The organism is Ruegeria sp. B32 (assembly GCF_025141855.1).
Lineage (GTDB): Bacteria > Pseudomonadota > Alphaproteobacteria > Rhodobacterales > Rhodobacteraceae > Ruegeria > Ruegeria arenilitoris.
Map to the genome: position 1 here is coordinate 2,054,323 of NZ_CP081106.1, position 25,974 is coordinate 2,080,296.

Consider the following 25,974-nt stretch of genomic DNA (forward strand, 5'->3'; position numbering starts at 1 on the left):
TCGCGCGCGAAATGAATGCACGCATGCGAATGCTAGCGCGATGCTTGGGGGCTGTCACGCCCCAAGCCCGAAAATGCTGAAAATTGGCGCAGTTACGCCTTGCCCTTGAGATGTTTGGCCAGCGCACCCGCGTTTTTCTTTCGGCGCCCCTTGTAGGGGTTCTTGTCCCCCTGGCCGCGCAGCGTCAGCCGGATCGGTGTTCCGGGCATGTCGAAATCCTCGCGCAGACCGTTGACCAGATACCGCGAGTAGCTTTCCGGCATCTTGTCCGGGTGCGAGCACATGACGACAAAGCCCGGCGGGCGCGTCTTTGCCTGGGTCATATAGCGCAGCTTGATCCTGCGCCCCTGGGGGGCTGGCGGTGGGTGCTGCTCCAACATGGCCGTCAGCCAGCGGTTCAGGGCCGCGGTGGGAACCCGACGGTTCCAGACATCGTGGGCGCGCAGGATCGCATCCCGCAGCCGCTCCAATCCCCTGCCCGTCTTTGCCGACACGGTCACCAGAGGTGCGCCGCGCAGTTGGGGAAGCAGACGTTCGAACGAGGTTTTGAGCTCGCGCAACTTCTCCTGCTTGTTATCCTCGACATCCCACTTGTTCACCGCGATCACTACGGCACGGCCCTCACGCTCGGCCAGATCGGCAATGCGCAGGTCCTGCTGCTCGAACGGGATCGCCGCATCCAGCAGGACAACCACGACTTCGGCGAACTTGACGGCGCGCAGGCCGTCCGACACCGAGAGTTTCTCGAGCTTTTCCTGTACCTTGGCCTTCTTGCGCATACCGGCGGTGTCAAAGATGCGCATGGGGGTGCCACCCCAGTCCAACTTCAGACTGATGGCGTCACGGGTAATGCCGGCCTCGGGACCGGTCAGAAGACGATCTTCACCCAGGATCTTGTTGATCAGTGTGGACTTGCCCGCATTCGGACGCCCGACAACGGCCACCTGCAACGGCTTTTCCGCAGTAATCGCAGGGGTTTCGCCCTCGGTTTCCCCATCCTCGTCCAGATCGATATCCGTTTGCGGAACGTCCTCTGGCTGCTTTTCTTCCATGGCGTCAGCCAAAGGCATCAACGCCGCATAAAGGTCAGTCATGCCTTCGCCATGCTCGCCCGACAGGCGGATCGGCTCGCCCAGACCCAGGTTGTACGCCTCGAGCACACCGGCATCCGCCGCCGCCCCCTCGGCCTTGTTGGCCGCCAGGATCACATGCTTGGACCGCTTGCGAAGAATCTCGGCAAACATCTCGTCGGTCGGGGTCAGGCCCACACGGGCGTCGATCATGAACAGGCAGACATCGGCCATGTCCACGGCACGCTCGGTCAGGCGCCGCATCCGGCCCTGCAGGCTGTCGTCGGTGGCATCCTCCAGCCCGGCCGTGTCGATCACGGTAAAGCGCAAGTCACCCAGCCGCCCTTCGCCCTCACGCAGATCGCGGGTAACGCCGGGCTGGTCGTCCACCAGCGCAAGGCGCTTGCCCACAAGGCGATTGAACAGGGTGGATTTGCCCACATTGGGGCGCCCCACGATGGCGAGGGTCAAAGACATGATACTCAACTTTCAAGACTCAGACGCGCCCTTTAACGCATCTTGTCGTCAACGGAAAGCGTGCAGTTGCCCTTTGGTCGAAACCACGTAGAGGGTCTGGTTCGCAACCACCGGTGCCGTTGTCGCCCCGCCCGGAACCTCGACCTGATGCACCAGCGTGCCGTCGACAGGGTTATAGAACCGCAGATAACCGTCGTTCGAGCCGATGACGATGCGTCCACCCGCCATGATGGGGCCGTAATGCGCAAAGATCGGTCCGCGACGGTTGGGCTTGTCCTTGACGAAGCCCGGCAGGTCGATGGCCCAGACCACAGACCCGTCTGACACGTCCAACCGCACCAACTGGCTGCGGTCGCTGATCAGGAATACGCTGTTGCCGACCGGCCAGACGGTATCGACCGCGCCTTCGAAAGCGGTCCAGATCCGTTCGCCCGAGCTGGCGTCGAAGGCGACCGTGCGTCCCGAGTGGTTGCCGATGTAGATCGAGCTTCCGGATACGATCGGGCCGCCTGTCACATCCACGATCTGCGCTGCGGCCCGCCCCCTGCGGCCGCCGGCGACCGACGCGTTCCAGCGACGGATACCGCCTTTGCGGAAAGCAGCCGCCACATCACCGGACCCAAACGCAAAGACTGCGAACTCGTTCGCCAATACCGGCGCCGGAGCTCCCAGGACATTGCCGACGCTGGGCGTGCCCTCGATCTGCCAAGCAATGCGCCCGTCCTTTGCATCAACCGCCCAGCCAGTCTGATCCCCGGCCACAAGGTACAGCAGGCCGCCAGAAACCAGTGGTGCTCCGCTACCGGTCGCGTTCAGCTTCTTTTGCCAGCGAATACCGCCGGTGCGCGCATCCAGAGCGGTCAGACGGCCGAAACCGGACGAAACGTACAACGTGTTGTCTGCATAGGCGATGCCACCCCCGGTCGCCTGCTCTTCGCCATCCGTGGCGGGGACCAGGTTTGTGCTCCAGACCAGTTGCCCCTGGGGAGAGACCGCGGAAACGGTAGCCGCCGCGTCCAGGGTGTAGATCAGGCCACCTGCGACGACCGGATCAGCGGTGATCCTTTGTTTGCGCCCGTCGCCGGCCCCGATCGAGGTTGACCAGATACGCTGCGGCGCGGGGCTGAGCGCCGCGTTGGTGGTACGGAAAGCCGCGGTTCCCGGGCTCTGTGCCCATTCCGCGTTGCGCTTTGCGGCCGGCAGGCTGATCGGTTTGGCACCGGTTGTCTGAACGGTTTCCAGATCCTGGGCCGGGCGAATGTCTTCACGCTCGCCCGGCAGGATCACTTCGGGTTCCTCGCAGGCGCTCAGCGCCGTCAGCGCCAGGGCTGCGACCGGCAAACCAAATCGGGAAAATAGTCTTTTTGCCATGAAACTCCGAACTCGCCTGTCTTGGTTCACTGAAATGGGCCGCGTATCAACCCTGCTGTGCGGTGATCGGTTCGGGCGTTCCGCCCAGCGCGACGATCAATTGGGTTGCACGCTGCTGGATGTCGGCACTGACCTCTGCATCCTGACGGATGGCCTGCAGACGTTCCAGCGCGGCCTGAGTGTCACCATCGGTGAGGTCGATCAGGGCCAGTTGTTCTTCGGCCAGCAGACGCAGCGGCGCGCCCGGAGCGGCCAGCGCCTCGAACTGTTGCCGGCGCTCGGCGGCGGGCATGGTTTCGGACTGCAACAACAGGGCCTTGAAGGCAGCGATCGAGCGGTAGATTTCCGGCAGGTCACCCTGAACTGCAATCGCATTCAGCTGTTCAACCGCCTCTTCGGCCGATCCCGACTCGGACAATGCGCCCGAGAGGAGAAAGCCCAAAACAGCCTGCTCGCCGGCCGAATTGGCCGTGACCTGCGCCAACGCATCCGCACGTGCGGAAGCGTCGTTCAGCTGCATCGCGGCCAGAATATCGTCGCCCAGCTTCTGCGCCTGACTGGCGTCGCGCGCCTTGCGGTATTCATTGAAAGCCGCACCGCCCACGATCAGAACAACGGCCAAAACACCGACCCAACCCCATCGACGCAGCTGCAGGTAGAGCCGGTCGCGGCGCACCTCTTCGGTGACCTCATCAATGAAACTGTCGACGTCGCTCATTCCTGCCCCCGGGCGTTGCATTCAGCTTTCTGGCGCCATGTCATACCCCGGCGCCATCAGCAAGCCAAGTACCCGAAATGCACAATTGCTCAGCGTCAGGGCGCTCTTGCGAAAAAAATCAAACCAAACTATTCAGTTCAGTATGGACTTCGCGCACGCACGCCCCCATGTCATTGCGTGCCCACCGGCATTTGTGGGGACATAATATTTTAAGGAGAATGACGGCATGCGATTGATATCCCTCGTCAACGCCGTATTGGTCATCGTTGCATTGTATTTCGTGGTTTTCGAGCGCGATGCCCTGTTTGCATTTGCCGGTCGCGAAGATGCTGCGAGCCAGTCTGACGCTGGCTCTGAGGCAAGCGATGCCTCGGCGGTGCAGGCCGTTGGGGTTGTTGCGTTGCGGTCCACTGCGCGCGAAATCGACAGCGCCGTTTTGCTGCGCGGTGAAACCAAAGCAATCCGTCAGGTCGAAGTTCTGGCCGAAACCACATCGACCGTCATTTCGGAACCCAAGCGCAAAGGCACCTTCGTCGAGGCCGGCGATCTGCTGTGTGAATTGGATCCCGGCTCACGCCCGGCACAGCTGGCCCAGGCCAAGGCCGCCAAGCTGGAGGCGGAAAGCCGTGTGCCCGAAGCCGAAGCACGACTGGAGGAAGCGCATGCGCGCGTTGCCGAGGCCGAAATAAACCTGATTGCAGCCCGCAAACTGTCGGAAACTGGCTTCGGCTCCGAAACCCGGCGGATCGCGGCCGAGGCCGAGATGAGTACCGCAAAGGCCGGTATCAAGGCGGCCGAGGCCGAGTTGAAGGCTACGGAGGCGGGCATCGAGGCTGCGGAAGCGGCGGTTTCGGCTGCCGAACTGGAATTGGATCGCATCACCATCGAGGCCCCGTTTCAGGGCCTTCTGGAAAGCGATGCCGCCGAATTGGGCAGCCTGATGCAGCCCGGATCGCTGTGCGCAACCGTGATCCAGCTTGATCCGATCAAGCTGGTCGGCTTTGTTCCCGAAACCGAAGTGAACCGTGTCACCGTCGGCGCTCCGGCGCAGGCACAATTGGTGACCGGATTGCAGGTCGAGGGCCGCGTGACCTTCCTCAGCCGTTCGGCGGACGACACCACCCGCACGTTCGAGGTGGAAGTCACCGTCCCGAACCCCGAGCTTCTGATCCGGGACGGGCAGACCGCAAGCATCCGCATCGCGGCCGAAGGCGCCAAGGCTCACCTGCTGCCGCAATCGGCGTTGACGCTGAACAACGAAGGCCAGCTAGGCGTTCGGACGGTCGGAGCCGGTAATATCGTCGATTTCGTACCCATCCGCCTGTTGCGCGATACGGCCGACGGTGTTTGGGTCGGCGGTCTTGCGGAAACCGTAGACATCATCGTGGTCGGACAAGAGTTCGTGACCGCCGGTGTGGTCGTAGCGCCCACCTACAAGGACGTTTCCCAATGACTGGCATAGTCAGCTGGGCCGCCGACAGGGCCCGAATGGTTCTGGCATTCATTGCCATCTCGCTGATCATCGGTGGGTTTGCCTATGTCAGCCTGCCCAAAGAAGGCGAGCCGGACATCGAGATTCCAGCCCTGTTCGTGTCGGTTCAGTTTCCGGGCATTTCGGCCGAAGACAGTGAAAACCTGCTGATCAAGCCGATGGAAACCGAGCTTGCGGATCTGGACGGCCTGAAGGAGATGACCGCCACCGCCGCCGAGGGCTATGCGGGGATCGCGCTTGAGTTCGACTTTGGCTGGGACAAGACAGCCATTACCGCTGACGTGCGCGACGCGATGAACAGTGCACAGGCCGACTTTCCCGAAGGCGCCGAGCAATACACGCTGACCGAGATCAACTTCTCGGAATTCCCGATCGTCATCGTGAACCTGTCGGGTGCCGTGCCTGAGCGCACGATGGCGCGGGTCGCCAAGGACCTCCAGGATGAGCTCGAGGCGCTGGATTCGGTCCTTGAGGCCGGGATCGCCGGCAATCGCGATGAAATGCTGGAAGTGGTCATCGATCCGCTGCGGCTTGAGGCGTACAACGTCACCGCGGCCGAACTGATCAGCGTCGTTCAGAACAACAACCAGCTGATCGCCGCTGGTGAGGTCGAGACCGAACAGGGTGCGTTTTCGGTCAAGATTCCTTCGTCCTTCAAGACCGCACAGGATGTCTACGGACTGCCGATCAAGGTCAATGGCGACCGGGTCGTGACTTTGGGCGAACTGGCCGAGATCAACTACACCTTCGAAGACCGCGAAGGGACCGCCCGCTTCAACGGCGAACCGACCGTGGCGCTGCAGGTCGTCAAACGCAAGGGTTTCAACCTGATCGACACCGTGGCCCAGGTGAAAGAGACTGTCGCCAAGGCCGAGACCAAGTGGCCGGCCGAGCTGCAGGCTGCCGTGAATGTCGGTACGTCGAATGACCAGAGCCGCATCGTCGGTTCGATGGTCAGCCAGCTGGAAGGTTCGGTCCTGACAGCCATCGCGCTTGTGATGATCGTGGTACTGGCTTCGCTGGGTACACGTGCGGCACTGCTGGTGGGCTTCGCGATTCCGACCTCGTTCCTGTTGTGTTTCGCGTTCCTGGCCATCATGGGCGTCAGTATCTCGAACATCGTCATGTTCGGCCTGATCCTTGCGGTGGGGATGCTGGTCGATGGCGCGATCGTGGTCGTGGAGTATGCCGACAAACGCATCAAGGAAGGCGTCGGCCCGATGCATGCCTATGTCGAGGCAGCCCAGCGGATGTTCTGGCCGATCGTCTCGTCAACCGCCACGACGCTGTGCGCCTTTCTGCCCATGCTGTTCTGGCCGGGCATTCCGGGTGAATTCATGGGGATGCTGCCGGTCACGCTGATCTTCGTTCTGTCGGCCTCGCTGATCGTGGCGCTGATCTACCTGCCGGTGATGGGCGGTGTCTCGGGTCGGTTGAGCCGCATGTTCGACCGCAGCTCGGATTGGTTGCGCGCGCGGACGCCGTGGTGGGTGCGTGCCGTCTTGGTTCCGCCGTCGGTCTACATGATTTTCCTAGGCGCAATGCAGCTGCTGAACCCCACGTATCTGCTGCCGGAAGGCGCAGGCGGTGGATTCTTGCTGGGCGCGGTTCTGTTCCTTTTCGGCGCCTTCGCCGGATCGGTCACGCTGAGCGCAGCCCGGATCGAACGCAAGCCGGACGAACGTGTCCACACGGCCAAGGAACATACGCCCTTCGGGTATGTCATCAAGTTCCTCGTCGGCAATCCGATCATGCCGATCGTCTCGATCGTGGCAGTAGGCTTTGCGGTGATGACGGTGATGACCATGTACGGTCAGAACAACCGCGGTGTTGAATTCTTCGTCGAAAGCGAGCCGGAACAGGCCACCGCCTATGTCCGCGCACGGGGCAACCTGTCGCTGGCCGAAAAAGACGCGCTGGTCTTTGAGGCAGAACAGGTGATCAGCCAGCATCCGGCGGTGATCAACGTGTTCTCGTTTGCCGGTGAAGGCGGCCTGAACCAGAACAACGGCGGGGCGCAGGCTCCGGCCGATACGGTGGGCCGCGTACAGTTCGAGATCATCCCGTGGGAGGATCGCCCGAACTTGTCAGAACCGGTCGCAGGCGGATTGTTCGATAAGCAAACCGTCGCGCCCGAGTATGACGGCGATTTCGTGATCGAGCAGTTGAACGCCGAGCTTGCCAAGCTGCCGGGTTTCGTTGTCGAGATCCTGCCGCTGGAACAAGGTCCGGCCTCGGCCAAGCCCGTGCACCTGCGGATCAAGGGCGACAACTGGGATGACCTGACCCGCGCCACGCTGACCGCGCGCGAGGTGTTTGAAAACACCCCGGGCCTGATCAAGATCGAGGACACCCTGCCCTTGCCTGGTATCGACTGGCAGATCGACGTCGACGTGGCCAAGGCAGGACGGTTCGGGGCCGACGTGGCAACCGTGGGCGCGATGGTGCAGTTGGTGACCCGTGGCATCCTGCTGGGCGAAATGCGCCCCGAAAGCGTGGATGAAGAGATCGAGATCCGCGTCCGCCTGCCCGATCAGGATCGGGTCCTGTCCACGTTGGATACGCTCAAGGTGCGTACTCCGGACGGGCTGGTGCCCTTGTCGAACTTCATCACCCGCAAACCGGTGGCAAAGCTGGCCGAAATCAACCGCGTGGATCAAGAGCGCTATTACGACGTCAAGGCCGACGTGGAGTCCGGTCTGAGCAAAGTGGTGATCGACACCCCGGATGGAGAACAGCGGCTGGCCGTGGTGCGCGAAGTGACCGAAGGCTCGGAACCCGAAGGTGCGACGATCAACGGTGCCGATGGTACGGCCTATACTCTGGTTCAGCTGACCGGTGAGGACAGCTTGCAGGAGGTGCAGGCCGCTATTGATGACGGCGACGCCCGCCTGACGCTGATCAACCCGAACGAGCGGATCGCGGTACTGACCGAGTGGCTGGACACTCAGCCCTTTGCCAACACGATCACCTGGGAATGGACCGGAGACCAGGAAGACCAGGCCGAAAGCCAGGCCTTCCTCTCCAGCGCCTTTCTGGCCGCGCTGGGTCTGATGTTCGTGATCCTGTTGGCGCAGTTCAACTCGTTCTACAACTCGGTGCTGGTGCTGCTGGCGGTGGTTCTGTCCACCACCGGGGTGCTGATCGGGATGATGGTGATGCAACAGCCCTTCTCGATCATCATGACCGGCACCGGCATCGTGGCGCTGGCGGGGATCGTGGTGAACAACAACATCGTTCTGATCGACACCTATCAGGAATACAGCCGCTACATGCCCCGGATCGACGCCATCGTGCGCACGGCCGAGGCGCGGATCCGTCCGGTTCTGCTGACCACCCTGACCACGATGGCCGGCCTGACACCGATGATGTTCGGCCTGTCGCTGGACTTCATCAATGGCGGCTATTCCATCGACAGCCCCACCGCTCTGTGGTGGAAGCAGCTGGCGACGGCAGTGGTGTTTGGCCTGGGGATCGCCACGGTTCTGACGCTGATCGTGACGCCCTCGTTCCTGGCGTTGCGGGTGTGGGTGACCACCTATGCCATATGGCTGGGCAAACTGTTGGCCCGCGTGACCGCCGGCCGTTCCAGCCAGATCGCGCAGGATATGGCGATCGGAGACTCGGCCCGCCGGATGCAGGCGACGGAAATCGTCTGGACCGAGGATGAGGCTGCAGATGCCGAGGAAAGCCCGGGCGACACACCGGGGCATCCGCTCAAAGCGGCGGAGTAACAAAAAAACGGGCCGGTACAGCCGGCCCGTTTTCATTTGAAACCCTAGCTGAAGCGGATTCAGGCCGCCTGCGTATCCGATTGCTGGCGGTTCCACAGCTGGGCATAACGCCCTTCACGGCGCAGCAATTCGTCGTGGGTGCCCTGCTCGATGATTTCGCCCTTTTCCAGAACGACGATCTGATCGGACTCGGCAATCGTGCTCAGGCGGTGGGCGATGGTGATCACCGTACGCCCCTCGCCGGCGCGGGCCAGGGCATCCTTGATGTCCTGCTCGGTGTCGGTATCCAGCGCGCTGGTGGCCTCGTCCAACAGAAGGATCGGCGGGTTCTTCAACAGCGTCCGCGCAATGCCCACGCGCTGCTTCTCGCCGCCAGAGAGCTTCAGGCCACGCTCTCCCACCTTGGTCTCGTACCCCTCGGGCAGAGAGATGATGAAGTCGTGGATTTGGGCGGCTTTTGCGGCGGCTTCGATCTCGGCCTGCGAGGCCCCCTCGCGGCCATAGGCGATGTTGTATCGGATCGTATCGTTGAACAGCACTGTATCCTGCGGCACCACGCCGATGGCGGCGTGCAGGCTTTCCTGCGTCACGTCGCGCACATCCTGCCCGTCGATCCGCAACGCGCCCTTGGTCACGTCGTAGAACCGGAACAGCAACCGCCCGATGGTGGATTTGCCCGAGCCGGTCGCGCCCACGATGGCAACGGTCTGCCCCCCCGGCACCACCAGAGAGACGCCGCGCAGGATCTCGCGGTCCGGGTCATAGCCGAAATGCACATCGTCCAGTTCGACCCGGCCTTCGGTAATCTGCAGCGGTTTGGCGTCTGGCTTGTCCACTACCTCGGCCGGCTGCTCCAGCAGCTGGAACATCTGGCCCATATCAACCAAGGCCTGCCGGATCTCGCGATAGACGGTGCCCAGAAAGTTCAGCGGCACGGTGATCTGGATCATGTAGGCGTTGACCATCACGAAATCGCCCACCGTCAACTGCCCGTTCTGAACGCCGATCGCGGCCAGAACCATCACTCCGATCAGGCCACAAGTGATCAGGAAGGACTGACCAAAATTCAGGAAGGCCAGCGAGTATGCCGTTTTCAACGCGGCCTGCGCATAGGCCTTCATCGACACGTCATATCGTTCAGCTTCGCGCCGTTCGGCGTTGAAATACTTGACGGTTTCGAAATTCAGCAGGCTGTCGATGGCGCGCTGGTTGGCCTCGGTATCCTGGTCATTCATCTCGCGCCGCAGCTTCACGCGCCATTCGGTGACCGTGAAGGTGAACCAGATGTACAGCGCGATGGTGACGGCCACCACGACCAGGTACCAGACGTCGAACAGCCACATCAGAACCACCGCCACCAGCAGCAGTTCAAGGATCAACGGTCCGATCGAAAACAAAAGGAAGCGCAGCAGGAACTCCACGCCCTTGACCCCACGCTCGATGATCCGGCTGAGGCCGCCCGTCCGGCGGGTCACATGATAGCGCATCGACAGCTGGTGGATGTGCTGGAAGGTTTCCAGCGCCAGCGCCCGCAGCGCGCGTTGCCCCACCGGCGCGAACAGCGCATCGCGCAACTGCTGGAACCCCACCGTCATCATCCGCGCCACGCCATAGGCCACCGTCAGACCTACGGCGCCCAGCGCCAAAGGCGGCACGCCCTCGCCCGCCAAAGCATCGACCGCGCCCTTGTACAGGATCGGCGTATAGACCGCGATCAACTTCGCGAGAATCAGCATGGCCATCGCGAAGACCACCCGCCGTTTGACCCACGGCTCATCTTCGGGCCACAGGTACGGAGCCACTTTTCGGATGGTCAGCCAACCCGACTTGCGTTCGTCCATCTGTGGCATGTCTGCGGAATGCATAGGCGCAAGTCTTCTCATGTCTGACCCGGAAAGCTTCGAGGCCGGGCGAAAACCCGGCCTCGCAAGACCTAAGCCTTTATTCCGGGATGGTGAAGACCTGGCCCGGATAAATCAGGTCGGGGTCGCGGATCAGGTCGCGGTTCGCATCGAACAGGCGGACATACAGAACACCGTCGCCAAAACGCTCTCGCGAGATCGCCCACAGGGTGTCGCCCTTCTGCACGGTAACGGACCGGATCGGCGTGCTTTGGTCGGCGCCCGGCAACGCATCCTGCGCCTCGGCCGCCTGCAGAACTTCAACCGGCTCGCGCTTGAATGGCGTTTCAAGACGACTCAGCACCGTTCCGTCCGTGTCGACTTCGTCAACACGCAGGGTATAGACACCGGGATCGACTTCCTGGATCTCCCCGCGCCAATCACCGTCCTGCCCTGGCGTGATATCGGCCACCAGCTTGTTGTTCAGATAGAGCCGAACCGCAGCACCCTCGGACACACGGCCGGACAATTGGACATCGCCAGCGTCGGAATAGCCGATCGTATCAAGCGCAACCTGCTCGGGCGACGCGTCTTCGGACGACGGCGACTGGACAAGCTCAACCCCTTCCTCACCGGACCGCAAAACGGCCACCTGCTGGCTTTCGCTGGATTGAGTCTCGGTCGTGGCCTCGGGTGAGGTTGCTTCTTCGTCCTGCGCCCCGGAAACGGTCTCGTCCGCTTGCGCGACCTCGGTGTCCTCTGCGACTGCGGCCGCAGACGGCTGTTCCGCCGTTTCATCCTGCGCTTCGGTGTCCGTGCTGGCGACTTGCTCGTCCTTAGCGGGTGGCGCAGGCGGCTTGGGCAACGCGGCAATCAGATAGTCATCCGATTGCGCAGACCGGGTACCGTCACCGGCTTCAAGAACCAGACCTCGCGCGGCCTCGCTGAAGGGGATGGTGACGAACTCGGCGAACTGGCCGCTGCCATCGACCGTGAAGCTGTGGATCGGCTCGCCATCCAGCAGGATACGAATTTGACTGCCCGGGTCGCCTTTGCCGGACAGCAGCGCATTGCCGTCAGGCTCCACGAATATCTGGTCGAGCGTCGGAGCAGTTGCGGCCGCGTTAGCCTCGGGTGTGGGAGCAGCCTCTGCCGGCTGTTCTTCAACCGTCGCGTCCTGCGCAGTCTGCTCGTCGGTCGCAGTTTTCTCTTCGGCTTCCGGCGCGGTTGCTTCTTCGGTCTCGGTCGAGGTCTGAACCTCGTCCGCGTTGTCAGGTTCCGCAACGACCTGCGAGTCCTCTGCATCCGGGCTTGGTGCCGGTGCAGCGGCTGGCTCAGTCGTCTCTTCGCTGGCGCTTTCGGCGACGGCCTCTTCCGTAGTGGACTGTTCAGACTGCGGCGCAGGACCGAAGACACCCGAAAGATACAAGCCCCCGGCGCCAATCACAGCCAAGATACCCGCAAGGATACCCCAGACGAATGCACCCGACCTACCGCTTCCCGATTTGGCGTCCATGTTTTTTCCTTCACTCCGCAGCGCAAATGCCTTGACTCAAAAGCTTTCCGCCGAACGGTTGAGCCAATTTACCAATCCCGCTATCACGGGTCAAAACCTCTGACACAACCCCGGAGTCGCTGTTTGATGTCCCAGAAATCGATCTGTGTGTATTGCGGGTCACGCAATGGCGCGAATTCGGCCTACACAAAGGCCGCAGGCACCTTTGGACGGCTGCTGGCCGCCGAAGGCTGGCGGCTGGTCTACGGTGCGGGTGACGTGGGCCTGATGGGCGAAGTCGCCCGGGCCACGCAAGCGGCCGGAGGCGAAACCTTCGGCGTGATACCGGTTCATCTGCTCCGGCGGGAAGTGGGAAAAACAGATCTGACGCGTTTCGTGGTCACCGAAACGATGCACGAGCGCAAGAAAGTCATGATCATGAATGCGGATGCCGTGGTCGTGCTGCCCGGCGGCCCCGGGTCATTAGACGAGTTGTTCGAGGCGCTGACCTGGCGCCAGTTGGGCCTGCATGACAAACCCATTCTGGTGATGAATGTGGACGGATACTGGGACGCGCTTCACACGCTTTTGGATCAGGTGATCGACGCAGGTTTTGCGGATGCCTCCTTGGCCCGTTTCATCACATGGGTCGACGACGCCGAGTCCGCGATGAACGAATTGCGCAAGTTATTGAAATGATAGACGTCACAGGCGGTTTCCCCGCCCGCGAGTCCCGAACCAGCAAGATCAGGCGGTCGAGGTGCGCAGCTGGCGTTGCAGCACCTTTTCGACCTTGTGCAGTGGATGATTGGTCAGGGTCTTGTCGACTTCGGCGACGACTTTGGCCAGAACTTCGCTGTGAAGGCGCCGGCGCAGCAGGCCCAGGACCTGTGGGCTGGCAACCAGAACAAGCCGCTTGTACGCGCCCTTCAGCCCTTTTTTGTTGAGCAGGTTGGCCACATCCTGGACGAACAGGGATTTGGCGTGAGTGCGCCAGGTGTCTTCTTCCACCGCAGATTTCTGGTTCGGCCCGGTATCATTTCGCCGTCCCGCCCGATCCGAGGGCTTGCCCCGCGCGGCGAGATGATCATGTTCCTCAACCGATACGACCACCAGATTGGGGTTCTCGGCATCCGTCACGTTTTCAGTGAACAGTGCTTTTTCCCCGTCGGCGATGATGACCCAAGTACCCTGTGCAAGTGCGACCATTGCGATCTCCCGTTGTGGTTTTCGTGGCCGTCCCCCGCCCGAACAAGAACAGCCAACATCTTGCACCCACGGCACAATTTGGCAGCTATTCCCTCATTGTTTTGGTTTTGGCGGTTCTCTCCTCCCGCAACTAACAGCTAATCACTCTTTGGCGTCTTGCAACGGCGCATGCGTGCAAAAGTTGACGTATCGGCAAGTTTCCACCCGAAGCGCAGATCAGACCGAAATTTCGACAAGCGTAATCTCGGGTGTAACACCAAACCGGACCGGAAGGATCGAGCACCCAATGCCGCCGGAAACTACCAGATCCTTTCCACCTTCGCGCACCGGGCCGTAGGCATAGCGATTGCCAAACAGCGAGGGCACCACGGGCGACCACCCAAACAGTCTGATTTGACCACCATGCGTGTGACCGGACAGTGTCAAGGCAACGCGATCTGGCACTTGGGGAAATATGTCCGGTTCATGCGCCATCAGGATGACGGGCGCGTCATCGGTAATCTGCCGCAACGTGCCGGACAGATCGTCCAGGCCGCGGTATCGCCCATTGCCCTCCACGATGGCCAGTTGGTCTTCGAGGCCCGCCAGCCAGATTCCCGGACCATCCAGTTTCTGCGCAGAATTGGATAGGACCGGGATGCCACTCGCGGCCAACGCATCGGCATATAAGTTGGGCCCACCGCCCCGGCGTTGAGCGGCCGTATCATCCCACCAGTCATGGTTTCCCAGCACCGCGAAAACCCCATGGCGCGCGGTCAGTCCGGAAAGAACCGGGGTGATGTCCGCCATCGCGACAGGTTTCGAAACCATCCTGTGGCTGGCGGTGAAATCCCCCAGCAGCAAGACCAGATCGGCATCCAGCGCATTTGTGCGCCTTACGACCTGCTTGATACGCTTTACGGTAACGAATGGCTCGCAGGCATGAAGGTCGGCGATGACCGCGATCCGCAGCGGAGGCGCCGTCCAGTCCGCGCGCTTGAGCTTCCATTTGCGAACCCGCAGCCGCATAGCCGGTTCGATAAAGAACCCGTACAGCGAAACAACAAGGCCTGCCAGCGTCACCGCCAGCAGGCCCTTGATGAACCCTCGTCGGGTCAAGAGTTACATCCGCGATGCAACGTTTTCCCAGTTCACCAGGTTGTCGAGGAAGTTCGAGAGGTAAGCCGGACGCTTGTTGCGGAAGTCGATGTAGTAGGAGTGCTCCCACACGTCGCAACCCAGAAGCGCCGTCTGGCCGAAGCACAGCGGGTTCACACCGTTTTCGGTTTTGGTAACCGCCAGCGAGCCGTCGGCATTCTTGACCAGCCACGCCCAGCCCGAACCGAACTGACCGGCTCCCGCCGCGCTGAACTGCGATTTGAATTCCTCGACCGAACCGAAACTTTCAACCAACGCCTTTTCCAGCTCGCCCGGCATCTTCGACTCGCCCGGACCCATCATTTCCCAAAACTGGTTGTGGTTCCAAAGCTGGCTGATGTTGTTAAAGATCCCGTTCTGTGCGACGGCCGACTTGTCGTAGGTGCCGACGATGATCTCTTCCAGCGACTTGCCGTCCCACTCGGTCCCGGCGATCAGCTTGTTGCCGTTGTCGACATAGGCCTTGTGGTGCAGATCATGGTGATATTCCAGCGTTTCCGCCGACATGCCCTTGGCTGCCAGCGCGTCATGTGCATAAGGAAGATCAGGAAGTTCAAAAGCCATCTCGGCCCCCTGTAAATTTGTGTTGCGTTCCCAAGGTTAAATGCTTTGGCAACCGCCGCAGGTCAAGGCCCGAGCGCAGAAAACCCGGAGGTCCGCGATGCTGACGCAGGCGCGCAAGATGTTCTACCGTGCCCGCGGTCATTATGCAGGCAATCTGAATGGCGAGGTGTTCCGGCTGGACCCCTACCATTCGAAATTCTGGCGCAAGGCCTCAAGCGGCGCGTGGGAGCCCGAGACTTTCGCGGTGCTGGACCAGCACCTGTCGCCCGACCGCGACTATCTGGACATCGGCGCCTGGATCGGGCCGACGGTTCTCTATGGCGCGCGCAAGGCCCGGCATGTCTGGTGTTTCGAACCCGACCCCACCGCCTTTCGCCATCTGGCTTGGAACCTCGACCTGAACGACATCTGCAACGTCTCGGCCTTTGGCGTGGCTTTGTCCGACCGGTTCGGCGTGGCCCGCATGGCTTCAGTCAGGGGCGAGCGCGGCGACTCGACCAGTTCGCTGCTGCATGACGGCGCGCATGGCACCGATGCCCTGACCATCGGGTGGCACCAGTTCGCTAAAGCGACGGACCTGACAGGCATTTCGCTGGTCAAAATGGACATCGAAGGGGCGGAGTTTGCGGTTCTGCCGACGCTCGCCGACTGGCTGCAGGAGCAGAAGCCAGCCCTGTATCTGTCGCTGCACGCGCCCCTACTGGACGAAAACAACCGCGCCGAACGGGTCGAAGCCCTGCTTGCGACGTTGTCTTTCTACTCGAACATGTACGATGAAGCCGGGCGCCCAATCTCGGCCGAGGGCTTGCTGAGCCCGTGCGCTTTGACCCAGTACCGCAGCGTCCTGTTCACGGAATAGAGTTCCGTAAAGGAAACTCTATCCAAACGAGAGTTTGCCCTTGAACACCCGACGACGCGGTGTTCATTTTCCTGTATTGATCATTGAAATTACAGGAAAATTGACTTGCGACTTATTCCGTTTCTCGCTGCGGTCCTGACAGCACAGGCGGCTGCCGCATCCCCCATGGCTTACAAGTGCACGATCACGAAAAAGGATAGCCACGGCTGGGTTGCACCCGAATATGCCTTTCAAATCGACCCCGAGGCCGGCACGGCCCAAGCCGCCAGCAACTACCATGACTGGACCAACGCGCAGCTTCGGGATCGTGGGGCCAAGGGCTATCGGATGATCTGGAACGTGACGCTCAAAAGCACCGAAGGTCAGGCCATTCGCATGCGCTATCAGGCGAATCTTGCAACAGACGGTGGGCTGAAGGTGAGCGGCAGTTTCGTGAATGTAGGGGCATCGAACAAACCCTACGGAACCGGCAGATGCGAGGCCGTCAAAAAATGAAAAGCCCCGGTGATGTCCGGGGCTTGTTCTTTCTGCCAAGGTGGGGTCGGGTTCAGTAGAATCCGACCTCGCTGCCGGGCTGCGCCGCAACCTTCAACAGCTTGAACACGTAATCCGCTACCGATCGGAAGCACACCACGCGAAAGGATTCCGCGTCGTCCATCCAGAACGCCCCCGCAACCTGCGCCAGGCGCGTGCGCCGGATCTGGCCGGGCTGGAACGCATCGGACGAGAAATCGACGGGCGCAACCTTGCCCAGCACCTCACGCGCGGTCGATCCCGAGACCCGGAACACCGCCCGCGCGTCCGAGACGTTGACCGCCAGCGCGTGAACGCCGCTCAGCGCGCCCTGCATGGCGGCCAGTTTGGCCTCGACCTCGGCGTAAGGAACCAGCACCAGCAGCTCGTCCGGCGACATCCAGCAGACGCCGGTCTCGCCATCGACGAAAGCCTCGCGCTGGCCGGGCATCTTCTGGCCGGTGGCGTCCTTGACCGCCTTGATCACCAGCTTGTCGGACAGATCGCCGCGCAGGGTGATCATCCCCTGCAGGCCGCATTCCTCGATCCAGGCGATGCCGTCAAAGCTTGCGTGGTTCAGTGCGCTGATGGGTTCAGACATTCTGCTTCTCCCCGTCCTTGTCGTAGAACACCGGGTCCACGATCTTGGCCTTGTAGATTTTGTCGTCGGTGCCCGGGAATTCGATCACCTCTCCCATGCGGTTCGGCCCGTTCTTGACCAGCCCCATGGCGATGCCCCGGCCCAAATTGGCCGAGTAATAGGTCGAGGTCACGCGCCCGATCACGTTGCGCTGGCCGTTGGCATTCACGCCCTCGCCCACCGCATATGCGCCGTCGGGCAGAACCGATCCATCCACAGTTTCCAGACCCACCAGTTTCCAGCGGTCCGGGTCGGTCATGTGAGAGCGTTCCTGCGCCCGCTTGCCCAGGAAATCCTCTTTCTTCTTCGAGATCGCCCAGTGCAGCCCCAGATCCTGCGGGATCACGGTGCCGTCGGTCTCGTCCCCGATCATGATGAAACCCTTTTCCGCCCGCAGAATGTGCAGACATTCCGTGCCATAAGGCATCACGCCGAACTCTTCCCCGGCCTCCATCAGGGCATCCCAGAAAGCCTGACCCTGGCTGGCGGGCACCGCGATTTCATAGGACAGCTCGCCCGAGAACGAGATGCGGTAGGCCCGGCAATCAAAGCCGCCGATCTGGCCGTCGCGCCACTCCATGAACGGCAGCGCCTCGCGGCTGACATCCATGCCGCCCAGCTTCTCCAGCACCTTTCGGGCGTTGGGGCCCACCACGGCGACCTGGGCGTATTGCTCGGTCACGTTGGCGACATAGACCTTCCAGTCCCACCACTCGGTCTGCAGCCATTCCTCCATGTGGGCATGGATGCGCTCAGCCCCGCCGGTGGTGGTGTGGCACAGCCAGGTGTCCTCGTCGATGCGGGCCACGACGCCGTCGTCGATCAGGAAGCCGTTTTCCGAGCACATCAGGCCATAGCGGCATTTGCCGACCTTCAGCGTGGACATCATGTTGGTGTACATCATGTCCAGAAACTTGCCGGCGTCCGGGCCCTTGACGATCAGCTTGCCCAGCGTCGAGGCATCCAACAGCCCGAGGTTTTCACGGGTATTCTTGACCTCGCGGTTCACCGCGTCATGCACGGATTCCCCGGCTCGGACATAGGCGTAAGGGCGACGCCAGTGGCCCACCGGCTCCCAATCGGCACCATTCCGGTCATGCCAGTCATGCATGGGCGTGCGGCGGATCGGCTGGAACACCTCGCCGCGCGCCTCGCCCGCAATGGCTCCCATCGAGATGGGCGTATAAGGCGGGCGGAAAGTGGTGGTGCCGACCTTGGGAATCTCCGACTCCAGCGCATCAGCAAGGATCGCCAGACCGTTGATATTGCTCAGCTTACCTTGATCCGTCGCCATGCCCAGCGTGGTATAACGCTTGGTGTGCTCGACGCTTTCATAGCCTTCGCGCGCGGCCAATTGCACATCCGAGACCTTCACGTCGTTCTGGAAGTCCAGCCACGACTTCATGCGCAGCTGCACCTCGGCCTTGGCGGGCATCAGCCAAACGGCCTGCATGGGCGCTTCGGTCTCGGCCTCGCCCTGCGGTGCCTTGGTGTTCTTCGGCTTGAAGCCGGCTGCCTTGGCCGCGGCCTTACCCGCGGCGTGGGCATCGGCCAGCACCTCGCCCAGCGCCAGCGGCCCGCTTGCCGAGCCCGCGGCCACAACAAAGCCTGCGCCATTCGCGCCCAGCGGCGGACGGTCAGGATCGGGGCGGAAATGGGCGTTGGCTTCGTTCCAGATCAGCCTGCCACCGCAATGGGACCACAGGTGCACCACCGGAGACCAGCCGCCCGACATGGCAACCGCATCGCATTCGACCTCTTCCCGAGCGCCACCGATGCCTTCCTGGTTGCAGATCGCGACCTTCTTGACCCGTTTGCCGCCCTTGACCTTGGCGATGGCCTTGCCGGGATCGACCCGGATGCCGAGGCTGCGCGCCTCGTCCGCCAGCGGCCCGGCCGAGGGACGGGCATCGACGACGCGCAACACATCCACGCCCGCCTGCTTCAGGATGATCGCAGTGCGATAGGCGTCGTCATTGTTGGTAGCGACGATCACGCGCTCGCCCGGGGTCACGCCCCAGTTCACGACATAGTCGCGCATGGCCGAGGCCAGCATCACCCCCGGCACGTCATTGCCGGCAAAGGACAGCGGGCGCTCGATCGCGCCGGTCGCCGTAACGACCTGTTTGGCGCGTATGCGCCAAAGGCGGTGGCGCGGGCCCTGGGTGCCCGGTTTGTGGTCGTTCAGACGCTCGTATCCCAGCACGTAACCGTGATCATAGACCCCAGCCCCCATGCAGCGCGACCGCATGGTGACGTTGTCCATTGTTTCGAGTTCGGAAACCAATTGTTCCACGAACTTATCCACAGGCTCGTCGTTGACGGTGCCGCCGTCGACAGGCGCGCGCCCCCCCCAATAGGCGGTCTGCTCGATCAGCATGACCTTGGCGCCCGATTGCGCGGCGGCTTTGGCCGCCTGCAGGCCCGCAACACCGCCGCCGATCACCAATATGTCGGTGAAGGCATAGAAGTGTTCATAGGTATCCGCGTCGCGGCTGTCCTTATCGGGCGCCTTGCCCAGACCGGCGGACTGGCGGATGAACGGCTCGTACACATGTTTCCAGAACGGTTTGGGGTGGATGAACGTCTTGTAGTAGAACCCCGCCGGCAGGAACCGTGCCAGCGCCGTGTTCACCGCGCCGATGTCATACTCCAGGCTGGGCCAGTGGTTTTGCGAGATCGCGGTCAGGCCGTTGAACAGCTCGGTCGTGGTGGCGCGCTGGTTCGGCTCGAACCGGTTGCCCTGCCCTAGACCGACCAGCGCGTTGGGCTCCTCGGAACCGCTGGCGACGACGCCGCGCGGACGGTGGTATTTGAAGGACCGGCCGACCATCATCTGGTCGTTAGCCAGCAGGGCTGAGGCCAGCGTGTCGCCCTGATAGCCCTGCATAGAGGTACCGTTGAATGAAAACGTGACCGGTTTCGACCTGTCGATCAGGCGACCTTGATTTGCGAGACGGGTGCTCATTTTGCGGACCTTTCGCAAGTGGAGGCGTCAGGGCCTCCGGCAGATGTGTTCTTAAAAAGACGAAGCATCAGGAGAACTCTCTCCACGTCCAACCCGGCCGTTTGGCCGAAATCGCATCGCGGATTTCCTTTGGCGGCTCGGTGACCTGGGCCGAATAGGTGCCGAACACCTCAAGCGTCGCGGTGCACCGCGCGGCATGAAACCACTTGCCGCAGCCGTTGCTGTGCCGCCAGCGTTCGAAGTGCACGCCCTTGGGGTTTTCGCGCATGAACAGATAGTCATGGAACTCTTCGTCCGACGAGCCGGGACCGAAGCGTTTCATATGCGCTTCGCCGCCGGCAGTCAGTTCGGTCTCTTCGGCGTCGACGCCGCAATAGGGGCAACTCAGGATCAGCATCGGGTCAAAACACCTTTGGTCATGGATTCGGCTCGACCGTTTCTTGGACGGTCAGCGGAACAAGGTTGTTGAAGTGGAACATCGCCTCGATCGGGATGGTCACGCGGCCCGGGCGCAGAGCGACGATGTCGTTGGCCAGCCGATAGGGGACCAGACCGGCCGCGCTCAGGTCCGAGACGATCCCATCCTGTTCGGCCGGGTCGCCTGCGTTGCATTCAACGATGGCCAACGACAGCTCCAGGCGTGCGGGATCAAAGCTGTCGAGGACAGAGCGTTCGTGCCCTTCGACGTCGATCACCAGGATATCGGCGGCGGAAACACCCGTTTCGGTCAAAATCTCGTCCAGCCGCCGCGCGGCGACGGTTGTCTCGGCCACGGCCGAATGGGGTACGTTCGCCCCCGTCTTGCGGTTGGCGCGGTCGATTGCGGCCACCATCCGGCCACGGTCCAGCGACGCGCAGCCGCGCAGCCAGCCCGGATAGGCGCCGGAATAGGTGTCGTCGAGGTGATAAAGCGTCATGCTGCCCGCAACCTGCGAGACGGCGGCATTGACCAGCGTCACGTTCGGGTTGGCCGCATGCAGCGACGCAAGCGCCGAAAAATACAGCGGATGCGGCTCGATCAGGACACCTTTCCAATGCGGTTTCGACCAGTACGGCAATATGGGATCATCCAGCTTGCCGTCATTGGCCCCGACCTGCACCACCTGAACGCTGTCGGACTGCGCGTCGAAACACGCCAGCAGAAAGTCCAGCAGCGCAAGCCGGCTGCGGCGCGGTCGGTCGGGTATCGCCGTGGGAAGGGATTGGATGTCCATCAATGCGCGACCCCGGCGGCGACGCTTTCGTCGATGAAGCGGCCCTCTTTGAACCGGTCCAGCGAGAACGCCTCGGTCAGCGGGGAATGCCCGGTGGCCATCAGCTGCGCCATGCCCCAGCCCGAACCGGGGATGGCCTTGAACCCGCCGGTGCCCCAACCGCAGTTGATGAAGCAACCGCCCAGCGGCGTCTTGGACAGGATGGGCGACCGGTCGCCGGTCATGTCGACGATCCCGCCCCACTGCCGCAGCATCTTGAGCCGCGAGATCATCGGAAAGGTCTCGACCAGGGCCCGGACGGTTTCCTCGATATGGTGGAAACTGCCGCGCTGGGTGTAGTTGTTGAACCCGTCGGTGCCGCCGCCGATCACCATCTCGCCCTTGTCGGATTGCGACATGTAACCATGCACGGTGTTGGCCATCACCACCACATCCATGCAGGGTTTGATCGGCTCGGACACCAGCGCCTGCAGGGCCAGCGCCTCGACCGGAAGGCGGAAGCCCGCCATCTCGGCCAGTTGGCCCGAATGGCCCGCGACCACGATGCCCAGCTTGTCGCACTCGATGGCGCCCTTGGTCGTCTCGACCCCTGTGACGCGACCGTTTTCAGACCGGACGCCCGTAACCTCACACTGCTGGATGATGTCCATACCCATATTCGAACAGGCGCGCGCATAGCCCCAAGCAACCGCATCGTGGCGTGCGGTGCCGCCGCGCTCTTGCCACAGCGCGCCAAGGACCGGATAGCGCGGGCCGTCGATGTTGATGATCGGGACCAGCTGCTTTACGCGCTCGGGCTCGATCCATTCGGTCTTGACCCCCTGCAGCGCGTTGGCATGCGCCGTACGCTGATAGCCGCGGACCTCGTGCTGGGTTTGCGCCAGCATCATCACGCCGCGCGGGCTGAACATCACGTTGTAGTTCAGATCTTGGCTCAGATCCTCGTACAAGCTGCGCGATTTTTCGTAGATCGCCGCCGACGGGTCCTGGAGATAGTTCGAGCGGATGATGGTCGTGTTCCGCCCGGTATTGCCGCCGCCCAGCCAGCCCTTTTCGATCACTGCGACGTTCTGGATACCGTAGTTCTTGCCCAGATAATACGCCGTCGCCAAACCGTGCCCGCCGGCACCGACGATGATCACGTCATACCGTTTCTTGGGTTCTGGCGAACGCCAGGCGCGCTCCCATCCGGTGTGATAGCGCAGCGCCTCTCGCGCTACGGCAAAGGCTGAATAGTGTTTCATGAGCGAATCCGTCCGGTTCGTGATTGGCCGAAGATATGCCGTGCGGCGACAGATTACCCCTGCCGTACAGCGCCGCAATATCGCACTATTGCGACATGTAGGCCATTCGCGGCCATTTGTCCCTTTTTTCCGGGCGCGCGCAGGTCTAAGTGAGGGCAACAATTCCGGAGAGATCATGACATTCTGGGTTCTGCTTCTGCTCTTTGCGCTGTCGATCACCGCATTCCTGGCCTTTGGCCTGACCCGAACCCGCCGGCGACAGGAACATCCGGCGGCCTACGATTTGCGGGTCTACAAGGAACAGCTGGCCAGCGTTGATCGCGATCTGGCCCGCGGAGTGATCGCCAAAGCCGACGCCGAGCGGGTTCGAACCGAGATTTCGCGCCGTATCCTGGCCGCCGACGCGCAAATCCGTACCGGTGACGCGACGACCGGGCCGTCGACCACTGTTCGGTTGGCCGCCATCGGGTTCGTTGCCCTGGTTCTGATCGGCGGAGCGTTTGCTTTGTACCGCCAACTGGGCGCTGCCGGATACCCTGATCAGCCGCTTTCAGCGCGCATGGAGATGGCCGCCGAACTGCGTGAGAACAGACCCGGCCAGGAAGAGGCCGAGCAGATGGCCCCGCCCGTCGAAGCGCCTCAGCTTGAAGACAGCTATGCCAACCTTCTGAACCAGCTGCGCACGACCGTGGCCGACCGACCGGACGATCTTCAGGGTCACATTCTATTGGCGCAGCACGAAACCAACGCGGGCAATTTTCAGGCCGGTTATGCAGCCCAACGCCGTGCAATCGAGTTGATGGGGGATGAGGCCCCGGCGGACGCCTATTCGAACTTTGCAGAAATGCTGATCCTGGCGGCAGGGGGCTATGTCTCGCCCGAAGCCGAAGCGGCCTTGCGCCAGGCACTGGAACGCGACCCGCAATCGGGACCGGCGCGCTATTACTGGGGACAGATGCTGCTGCAGATCGGACGGCCGGACCAGGCCTATCGCGTCTGGATGGACACGCTGCGCACTTCGCCGCCGGGGGCGCCTTGGGCCAACGCCATTCGCGCCCAGATCGACGAACTTGCCTGGCGCGCCGGCGTCTTCAACGCGCCCGAAATGGCAGCTGCTCCGTCAGGTCCGGGGCCCAGCCAGTCGGATATGGAAGCCGCGGCGGAAATGACGCCCGAGGAGCGTCAAGAGATGATCCGCGGCATGGTTGACGGATTGTCGGACCGGCTGGCGACCGAAGGTGGTTCTCCGCAGGAATGGGCCCGATTGATCTCGGCGTTGGGGGTGCTGGGAGAAACCGAGCAGGCCGCTGCGATCCGCGATGAAGCCGCGACCAAGTTTGCCGAAGACCCTGCCGCGCTTGAACTGATCAACTCGGCCGCGCAGCAGGCCGGCCTGTCGCAATGATCCAGGACGTGTTCGAGGATTTCGCAGCCGCACTGCCCCCGATGCAGGCGTTGATGGGACTGGATCTGGGCGAAAAGACGATCGGCGTGGCTGTTTCCGACCGCATGCGCGGTGTGGCCAGCCCACTTGAGACCGTGCGCCGCAAGAAATTCAAGCTGGACTCTGCCCGCCTTCTGGAAATCGCTGCCGACCGCGAGATCGGAGGGATCGTTCTAGGCCTGCCCATGAATATGGACGGATCCGAGGGTCCAAGGTGCCAATCAACCCGCGCGTTTGCCCGCAACCTGTCCCAACTGACCGACATCCCGATCGGGTTCTGGGACGAGCGTCTGAGCACAGTTGCGGCAGAAAAGGCACTTTTAGAGGCGGATACGACACGAAAACGTCGCGGACAGGTTATCGACCACGTCGCGGCGGGTTATATCCTGCAAGGAGCGCTGGACAGGCTGCGCTTTCTTTAACGAGCCCGGAGACCGGCGATGACGAACATGATTTGGAAAAGGAACGAGGTCGAAAGCCCCTGTGTCCAGATCTGCGTCGTGCATCCGACCGAGCGTATCTGCACCGGCTGCTATCGCACCATCGACGAAATCACGCGCTGGTCGAAAATGGACAGCTCGGAACGCGCCGAAATCATGAATGACCTGCCTGCCCGCAAGCCTCGCTTGGCCAAGAGACGGGGTGGTCGCGCGGCCCGTCTGGACAAATCCTGACAATCAAAGGGCTTTGTCGGTCTTCCGACCGTCTTCTTCATCTTTCGCTGTGTCTGCGCATGTCTTCACACCGGATCGTTGCCCGGCCTTCAATTCACTGCGGAACAAACGTGTGATTTCCGACTTGCTGGTCTGCGCGCGCCGAAGAGTGGATTCCTGGAAATCAACTTCGACAGCCGCGCTGGTCATGGATTTTCTTTTCAAAAACTTGATCAGCCGCATACGAGCCTTCCTGAATAAATCTGCGTCGCTGCGGGCCGGTCGAGAGCTCGGGAAAGGGGGATCGAGCCGTATGACTATGCGTGAGTGAGTGGCGGCCCGCAGCGACGATTTGCGCATACCGGAGTCAGGCTTTTGAGAAAGGGGGAAAACCTGCCGTCGCGCTTCAATTTTTTTACCAATTAGACAAATCATCCGGAGAGACTCAACAGTTACAATGCCTTCGCGCCCCGCGGTTGGGCGAAAAGGACGTAACGTAACAAGTTGGACCGGCCCGCGACAGCGTCAGGTGTCAATCCAGAATTTGGCCCTGGGCGCGCAGCGCGGCCCATTCCTTCGGGCCGCGCGCCATCGTCATCCGGCAGCCAGCCACGCCTTGGCGTTTTCAATCTCTTCGGACGGGAAAAACTGGGTCCGTGTACCCAGAATGTGACCACCCACGCGCTGCGCGATGTTCTGCCATGCCTTGTCGCCGACGATGGCTGCCCGATCCAGCATTCCCACGTGACCGCGGGCCAGACGGAAATGCGCGGCCAGAGCGGTCAGCCCTTGCCAGCCATCGAATTCCCTCAGATCGATCAGCAACCGGAACGCATCCCGGTCGCCGAGGTTGGCATCCAAATCGGCTTCGGCCTTTTCGTATTCCTCGGGGTCCAGCTTACCCATCAGGCTGACCTGCACGCATGGCCCGCCCAAATCCACAATGTGGATCGCGCCCAGAGATTCACGGATCCAGCGGCGCGCTTCTTCCAGCTCGGCCAGCTCGAACACCTGCACCGGACAGGGCATCAGCGGCGCAGCCAGACGCACGCTGGTCTGGACCCAGCCCTTGTCTGCGACGACCGCGGCGCGATCGAACCCGCGCCAATGACTTAGGCCCAGCTTGGTATCTTCCCAAGCAGCGCCCAAATCGTAGCCTTTGAACTCGGGGCCGACGATAACCAGCAGGCGGACGGCGTCATGTTCCGCCAGCGCAGCCTCGATTGCGGGAACCAGAGTGTTTGTGTAATCGGCGCTTGTTACTTCGCCGGACAATTCGATTTCGATCAATGCACCGTCGGAATTCTTGTGGACCGTAATCATTTTAAGCC

Annotated in this window: 23 protein-coding genes; 8 read left to right on the forward strand and 15 right to left on the reverse strand. The window is 62.0% G+C overall.

What is annotated here, in order from left to right; genetic code table 11:
• Positions 1–92 precede the first annotated feature (92 nt).
• From der to K3752_RS10445, 3 genes are read right to left on the reverse strand one after another with little or no spacing between them, the layout of a single operon-like run.
• Positions 93–1,547 (reverse strand): ribosome biogenesis GTPase Der, encoded by a 1,455-nt coding sequence (der, locus tag K3752_RS10435; protein WP_170358691.1) that lies wholly within the window; start codon positions 1,545–1,547, stop codon positions 93–95.
• Positions 1,548–1,595: 48 nt separating this feature from the next.
• Positions 1,596–2,918 (reverse strand): PQQ-like beta-propeller repeat protein, encoded by a 1,323-nt coding sequence (locus K3752_RS10440; RefSeq protein WP_170438846.1) that lies wholly within the window; start codon positions 2,916–2,918, stop codon positions 1,596–1,598.
• 46 nt (positions 2,919–2,964) lie between these two features.
• Positions 2,965–3,636: a hypothetical protein gene (locus K3752_RS10445; protein WP_170372297.1), complete on the reverse strand. Its 672-nt coding sequence runs from the start codon at positions 3,634–3,636 to the stop codon at positions 2,965–2,967.
• Between the two features lie 226 nt (positions 3,637–3,862).
• On the opposite strand from K3752_RS10445, the gene K3752_RS10450 reads away from it, so the two are divergent.
• Positions 3,863–5,089, forward strand: coding sequence for an efflux RND transporter periplasmic adaptor subunit (locus tag K3752_RS10450; RefSeq protein WP_260063192.1), 1,227 nt, complete (start codon positions 3,863–3,865; stop codon positions 5,087–5,089).
• The gene (locus K3752_RS10455; protein ID WP_260063193.1) at positions 5,086–8,862 is read left to right on the forward strand and encodes an efflux RND transporter permease subunit; all 3,777 of its coding nucleotides are present in this window, start codon (positions 5,086–5,088) and stop codon (positions 8,860–8,862) included. Before K3752_RS10450 ends, K3752_RS10455 begins: the two co-directional genes overlap by 4 nt.
• Positions 8,863–8,921: 59 nt before the next feature.
• Here the strand turns inward: K3752_RS10455 and K3752_RS10460 are convergent, their stop codons facing one another.
• Both K3752_RS10460 and K3752_RS10465 read right to left on the reverse strand, forming a co-directional pair.
• Positions 8,922–10,712, reverse strand: coding sequence for an ABC transporter ATP-binding protein/permease (locus tag K3752_RS10460; protein ID WP_311201675.1), 1,791 nt, complete (start codon positions 10,710–10,712; stop codon positions 8,922–8,924).
• Between the two features lie 91 nt (positions 10,713–10,803).
• A complete protein-coding gene (locus tag K3752_RS10465) occupies positions 10,804–12,219 on the reverse strand; it encodes a LysM peptidoglycan-binding domain-containing protein (protein ID WP_260063195.1) in 1,416 nt (471 codons plus the stop codon).
• A gap of 126 nt (positions 12,220–12,345) precedes the next feature.
• On the opposite strand from K3752_RS10465, the gene K3752_RS10470 reads away from it, so the two are divergent.
• Positions 12,346–12,897: a TIGR00730 family Rossman fold protein gene (locus K3752_RS10470; protein ID WP_260063196.1), complete on the forward strand. Its 552-nt coding sequence runs from the start codon at positions 12,346–12,348 to the stop codon at positions 12,895–12,897.
• A gap of 48 nt (positions 12,898–12,945) precedes the next feature.
• Here the strand turns inward: K3752_RS10470 and K3752_RS10475 are convergent, their stop codons facing one another.
• The 3 genes from K3752_RS10475 to K3752_RS10485 all read right to left on the reverse strand — a co-directional run bounded on the left by K3752_RS10475 (position 12,946) and on the right by K3752_RS10485 (position 15,108).
• A complete protein-coding gene (locus tag K3752_RS10475; protein WP_170418176.1) occupies positions 12,946–13,407 on the reverse strand; it encodes a host attachment family protein in 462 nt (153 codons plus the stop codon).
• Between the two features lie 216 nt (positions 13,408–13,623).
• The gene (locus tag K3752_RS10480) at positions 13,624–14,505 is read right to left on the reverse strand and encodes a metallophosphoesterase (protein WP_260063197.1); all 882 of its coding nucleotides are present in this window, start codon (positions 14,503–14,505) and stop codon (positions 13,624–13,626) included.
• A 3-nt stretch (positions 14,506–14,508) separates the two neighbouring features.
• Positions 14,509–15,108: a superoxide dismutase gene (locus tag K3752_RS10485; RefSeq protein WP_093962459.1), complete on the reverse strand. Its 600-nt coding sequence runs from the start codon at positions 15,106–15,108 to the stop codon at positions 14,509–14,511.
• Between the two features lie 97 nt (positions 15,109–15,205).
• On the opposite strand from K3752_RS10485, the gene K3752_RS10490 reads away from it, so the two are divergent.
• On the forward strand, positions 15,206–15,967 hold the full coding sequence (locus K3752_RS10490; protein ID WP_260063198.1) for an FkbM family methyltransferase: 762 nt from the start codon (positions 15,206–15,208) through the stop codon (positions 15,965–15,967).
• A 165-nt stretch (positions 15,968–16,132) separates the two neighbouring features.
• Positions 16,133–16,462, forward strand: a complete 330-nt coding sequence (locus K3752_RS10495; protein ID WP_260063199.1) for a hypothetical protein — start codon at positions 16,133–16,135, stop codon at positions 16,460–16,462.
• A 52-nt stretch (positions 16,463–16,514) separates the two neighbouring features.
• On the opposite strand, the gene K3752_RS10500 is transcribed toward K3752_RS10495, so the two are convergent.
• From K3752_RS10500 to K3752_RS10520, 5 genes are all read right to left on the reverse strand, one after another.
• On the reverse strand, positions 16,515–17,081 hold the full coding sequence (locus K3752_RS10500; protein WP_260063200.1) for a sarcosine oxidase subunit gamma: 567 nt from the start codon (positions 17,079–17,081) through the stop codon (positions 16,515–16,517).
• Entirely contained in the window at positions 17,074–20,088 is a 3,015-nt protein-coding gene (locus K3752_RS10505) for a sarcosine oxidase subunit alpha family protein (protein ID WP_260063201.1), read from the reverse strand. The genes K3752_RS10500 and K3752_RS10505 overlap by 8 nt, the downstream gene beginning before the upstream one ends.
• Positions 20,089–20,155: 67 nt before the next feature.
• A complete protein-coding gene (locus tag K3752_RS10510) occupies positions 20,156–20,485 on the reverse strand; it encodes a sarcosine oxidase subunit delta (RefSeq protein ID WP_093962463.1) in 330 nt (109 codons plus the stop codon).
• Between the two features lie 19 nt (positions 20,486–20,504).
• Entirely contained in the window at positions 20,505–21,302 is a 798-nt protein-coding gene (locus K3752_RS10515) for an FkbM family methyltransferase (protein WP_093962464.1), read from the reverse strand.
• The gene (locus K3752_RS10520; RefSeq protein WP_093962465.1) at positions 21,302–22,546 is read right to left on the reverse strand and encodes a sarcosine oxidase subunit beta family protein; all 1,245 of its coding nucleotides are present in this window, start codon (positions 22,544–22,546) and stop codon (positions 21,302–21,304) included. The genes K3752_RS10515 and K3752_RS10520 overlap by 1 nt, the downstream gene beginning before the upstream one ends.
• 175 nt (positions 22,547–22,721) lie before the next feature.
• On the opposite strand from K3752_RS10520, the gene ccmI reads away from it, so the two are divergent.
• The 3 genes from ccmI to K3752_RS10535 are packed head-to-tail and all read left to right on the forward strand — an operon-like array spanning position 22,722 to position 24,664.
• On the forward strand, positions 22,722–23,951 hold the full coding sequence (gene ccmI / locus K3752_RS10525; protein WP_260063202.1) for a c-type cytochrome biogenesis protein CcmI: 1,230 nt from the start codon (positions 22,722–22,724) through the stop codon (positions 23,949–23,951).
• Complete coding sequence (ruvX, locus tag K3752_RS10530) at positions 23,948–24,412, forward strand: Holliday junction resolvase RuvX (RefSeq protein WP_093962467.1); 465 nt, start codon at positions 23,948–23,950, stop codon at positions 24,410–24,412. The genes ccmI and ruvX overlap by 4 nt, the downstream gene beginning before the upstream one ends.
• An 18-nt stretch (positions 24,413–24,430) precedes the next feature.
• The gene (locus tag K3752_RS10535; protein ID WP_170337967.1) at positions 24,431–24,664 is read left to right on the forward strand and encodes a DUF1289 domain-containing protein; all 234 of its coding nucleotides are present in this window, start codon (positions 24,431–24,433) and stop codon (positions 24,662–24,664) included.
• A gap of 3 nt (positions 24,665–24,667) precedes the next feature.
• Here the strand turns inward: K3752_RS10535 and K3752_RS10540 are convergent, their stop codons facing one another.
• Together K3752_RS10540 and K3752_RS10545 are read right to left on the reverse strand one after the other, a co-directional pair.
• Entirely contained in the window at positions 24,668–24,886 is a 219-nt protein-coding gene (locus tag K3752_RS10540; RefSeq protein WP_170390454.1) for a hypothetical protein, read from the reverse strand.
• A gap of 351 nt (positions 24,887–25,237) precedes the next feature.
• On the reverse strand, positions 25,238–25,966 hold the full coding sequence (locus tag K3752_RS10545) for an STAS/SEC14 domain-containing protein (protein WP_260063203.1): 729 nt from the start codon (positions 25,964–25,966) through the stop codon (positions 25,238–25,240).
• Positions 25,967–25,974: the final 8 nt, after the last annotated feature.

Excerpts from the sequence above, each read along its gene's own strand:
- der (WP_170358691.1), bottom strand. The coding sequence starts at position 1,547 with ATGTCTTTGACCCTCGCCATCGTGGGGCGCCCCAATGTGGGCAAATCC.
- K3752_RS10440 (WP_170438846.1), bottom strand. The coding sequence starts at position 2,918 with ATGGCAAAAAGACTATTTTCCCGATTTGGTTTGCCGGTCGCAGCCCTG.
- K3752_RS10445 (WP_170372297.1), bottom strand. The coding sequence starts at position 3,636 with ATGAGCGACGTCGACAGTTTCATTGATGAGGTCACCGAAGAGGTGCGC.
- K3752_RS10450 (WP_260063192.1), top strand. The coding sequence starts at position 3,863 with ATGCGATTGATATCCCTCGTCAACGCCGTATTGGTCATCGTTGCATTG.
- K3752_RS10455 (WP_260063193.1), top strand. The coding sequence starts at position 5,086 with ATGACTGGCATAGTCAGCTGGGCCGCCGACAGGGCCCGAATGGTTCTG.
- K3752_RS10460 (WP_311201675.1), bottom strand. The coding sequence starts at position 10,712 with ATGCCACAGATGGACGAACGCAAGTCGGGTTGGCTGACCATCCGAAAA.
- K3752_RS10465 (WP_260063195.1), bottom strand. The coding sequence starts at position 12,219 with ATGGACGCCAAATCGGGAAGCGGTAGGTCGGGTGCATTCGTCTGGGGT.
- K3752_RS10470 (WP_260063196.1), top strand. The coding sequence starts at position 12,346 with ATGTCCCAGAAATCGATCTGTGTGTATTGCGGGTCACGCAATGGCGCG.
- K3752_RS10475 (WP_170418176.1), bottom strand. The coding sequence starts at position 13,407 with ATGGTCGCACTTGCACAGGGTACTTGGGTCATCATCGCCGACGGGGAA.
- K3752_RS10485 (WP_093962459.1), bottom strand. The coding sequence starts at position 15,108 with ATGGCTTTTGAACTTCCTGATCTTCCTTATGCACATGACGCGCTGGCA.
- K3752_RS10490 (WP_260063198.1), top strand. The coding sequence starts at position 15,206 with ATGCTGACGCAGGCGCGCAAGATGTTCTACCGTGCCCGCGGTCATTAT.
- K3752_RS10495 (WP_260063199.1), top strand. The coding sequence starts at position 16,133 with ATGGCTTACAAGTGCACGATCACGAAAAAGGATAGCCACGGCTGGGTT.
- K3752_RS10500 (WP_260063200.1), bottom strand. The coding sequence starts at position 17,081 with ATGTCTGAACCCATCAGCGCACTGAACCACGCAAGCTTTGACGGCATC.
- K3752_RS10505 (WP_260063201.1), bottom strand. The coding sequence starts at position 20,088 with ATGAGCACCCGTCTCGCAAATCAAGGTCGCCTGATCGACAGGTCGAAA.
- K3752_RS10510 (WP_093962463.1), bottom strand. The coding sequence starts at position 20,485 with ATGCTGATCCTGAGTTGCCCCTATTGCGGCGTCGACGCCGAAGAGACC.
- K3752_RS10515 (WP_093962464.1), bottom strand. The coding sequence starts at position 21,302 with ATGGACATCCAATCCCTTCCCACGGCGATACCCGACCGACCGCGCCGC.
- K3752_RS10520 (WP_093962465.1), bottom strand. The coding sequence starts at position 22,546 with ATGAAACACTATTCAGCCTTTGCCGTAGCGCGAGAGGCGCTGCGCTAT.
- ccmI (WP_260063202.1), top strand. The coding sequence starts at position 22,722 with ATGACATTCTGGGTTCTGCTTCTGCTCTTTGCGCTGTCGATCACCGCA.
- ruvX (WP_093962467.1), top strand. The coding sequence starts at position 23,948 with ATGATCCAGGACGTGTTCGAGGATTTCGCAGCCGCACTGCCCCCGATG.
- K3752_RS10535 (WP_170337967.1), top strand. The coding sequence starts at position 24,431 with ATGACGAACATGATTTGGAAAAGGAACGAGGTCGAAAGCCCCTGTGTC.
- K3752_RS10540 (WP_170390454.1), bottom strand. The coding sequence starts at position 24,886 with ATGCGGCTGATCAAGTTTTTGAAAAGAAAATCCATGACCAGCGCGGCT.
- K3752_RS10545 (WP_260063203.1), bottom strand. The coding sequence starts at position 25,966 with ATGATTACGGTCCACAAGAATTCCGACGGTGCATTGATCGAAATCGAA.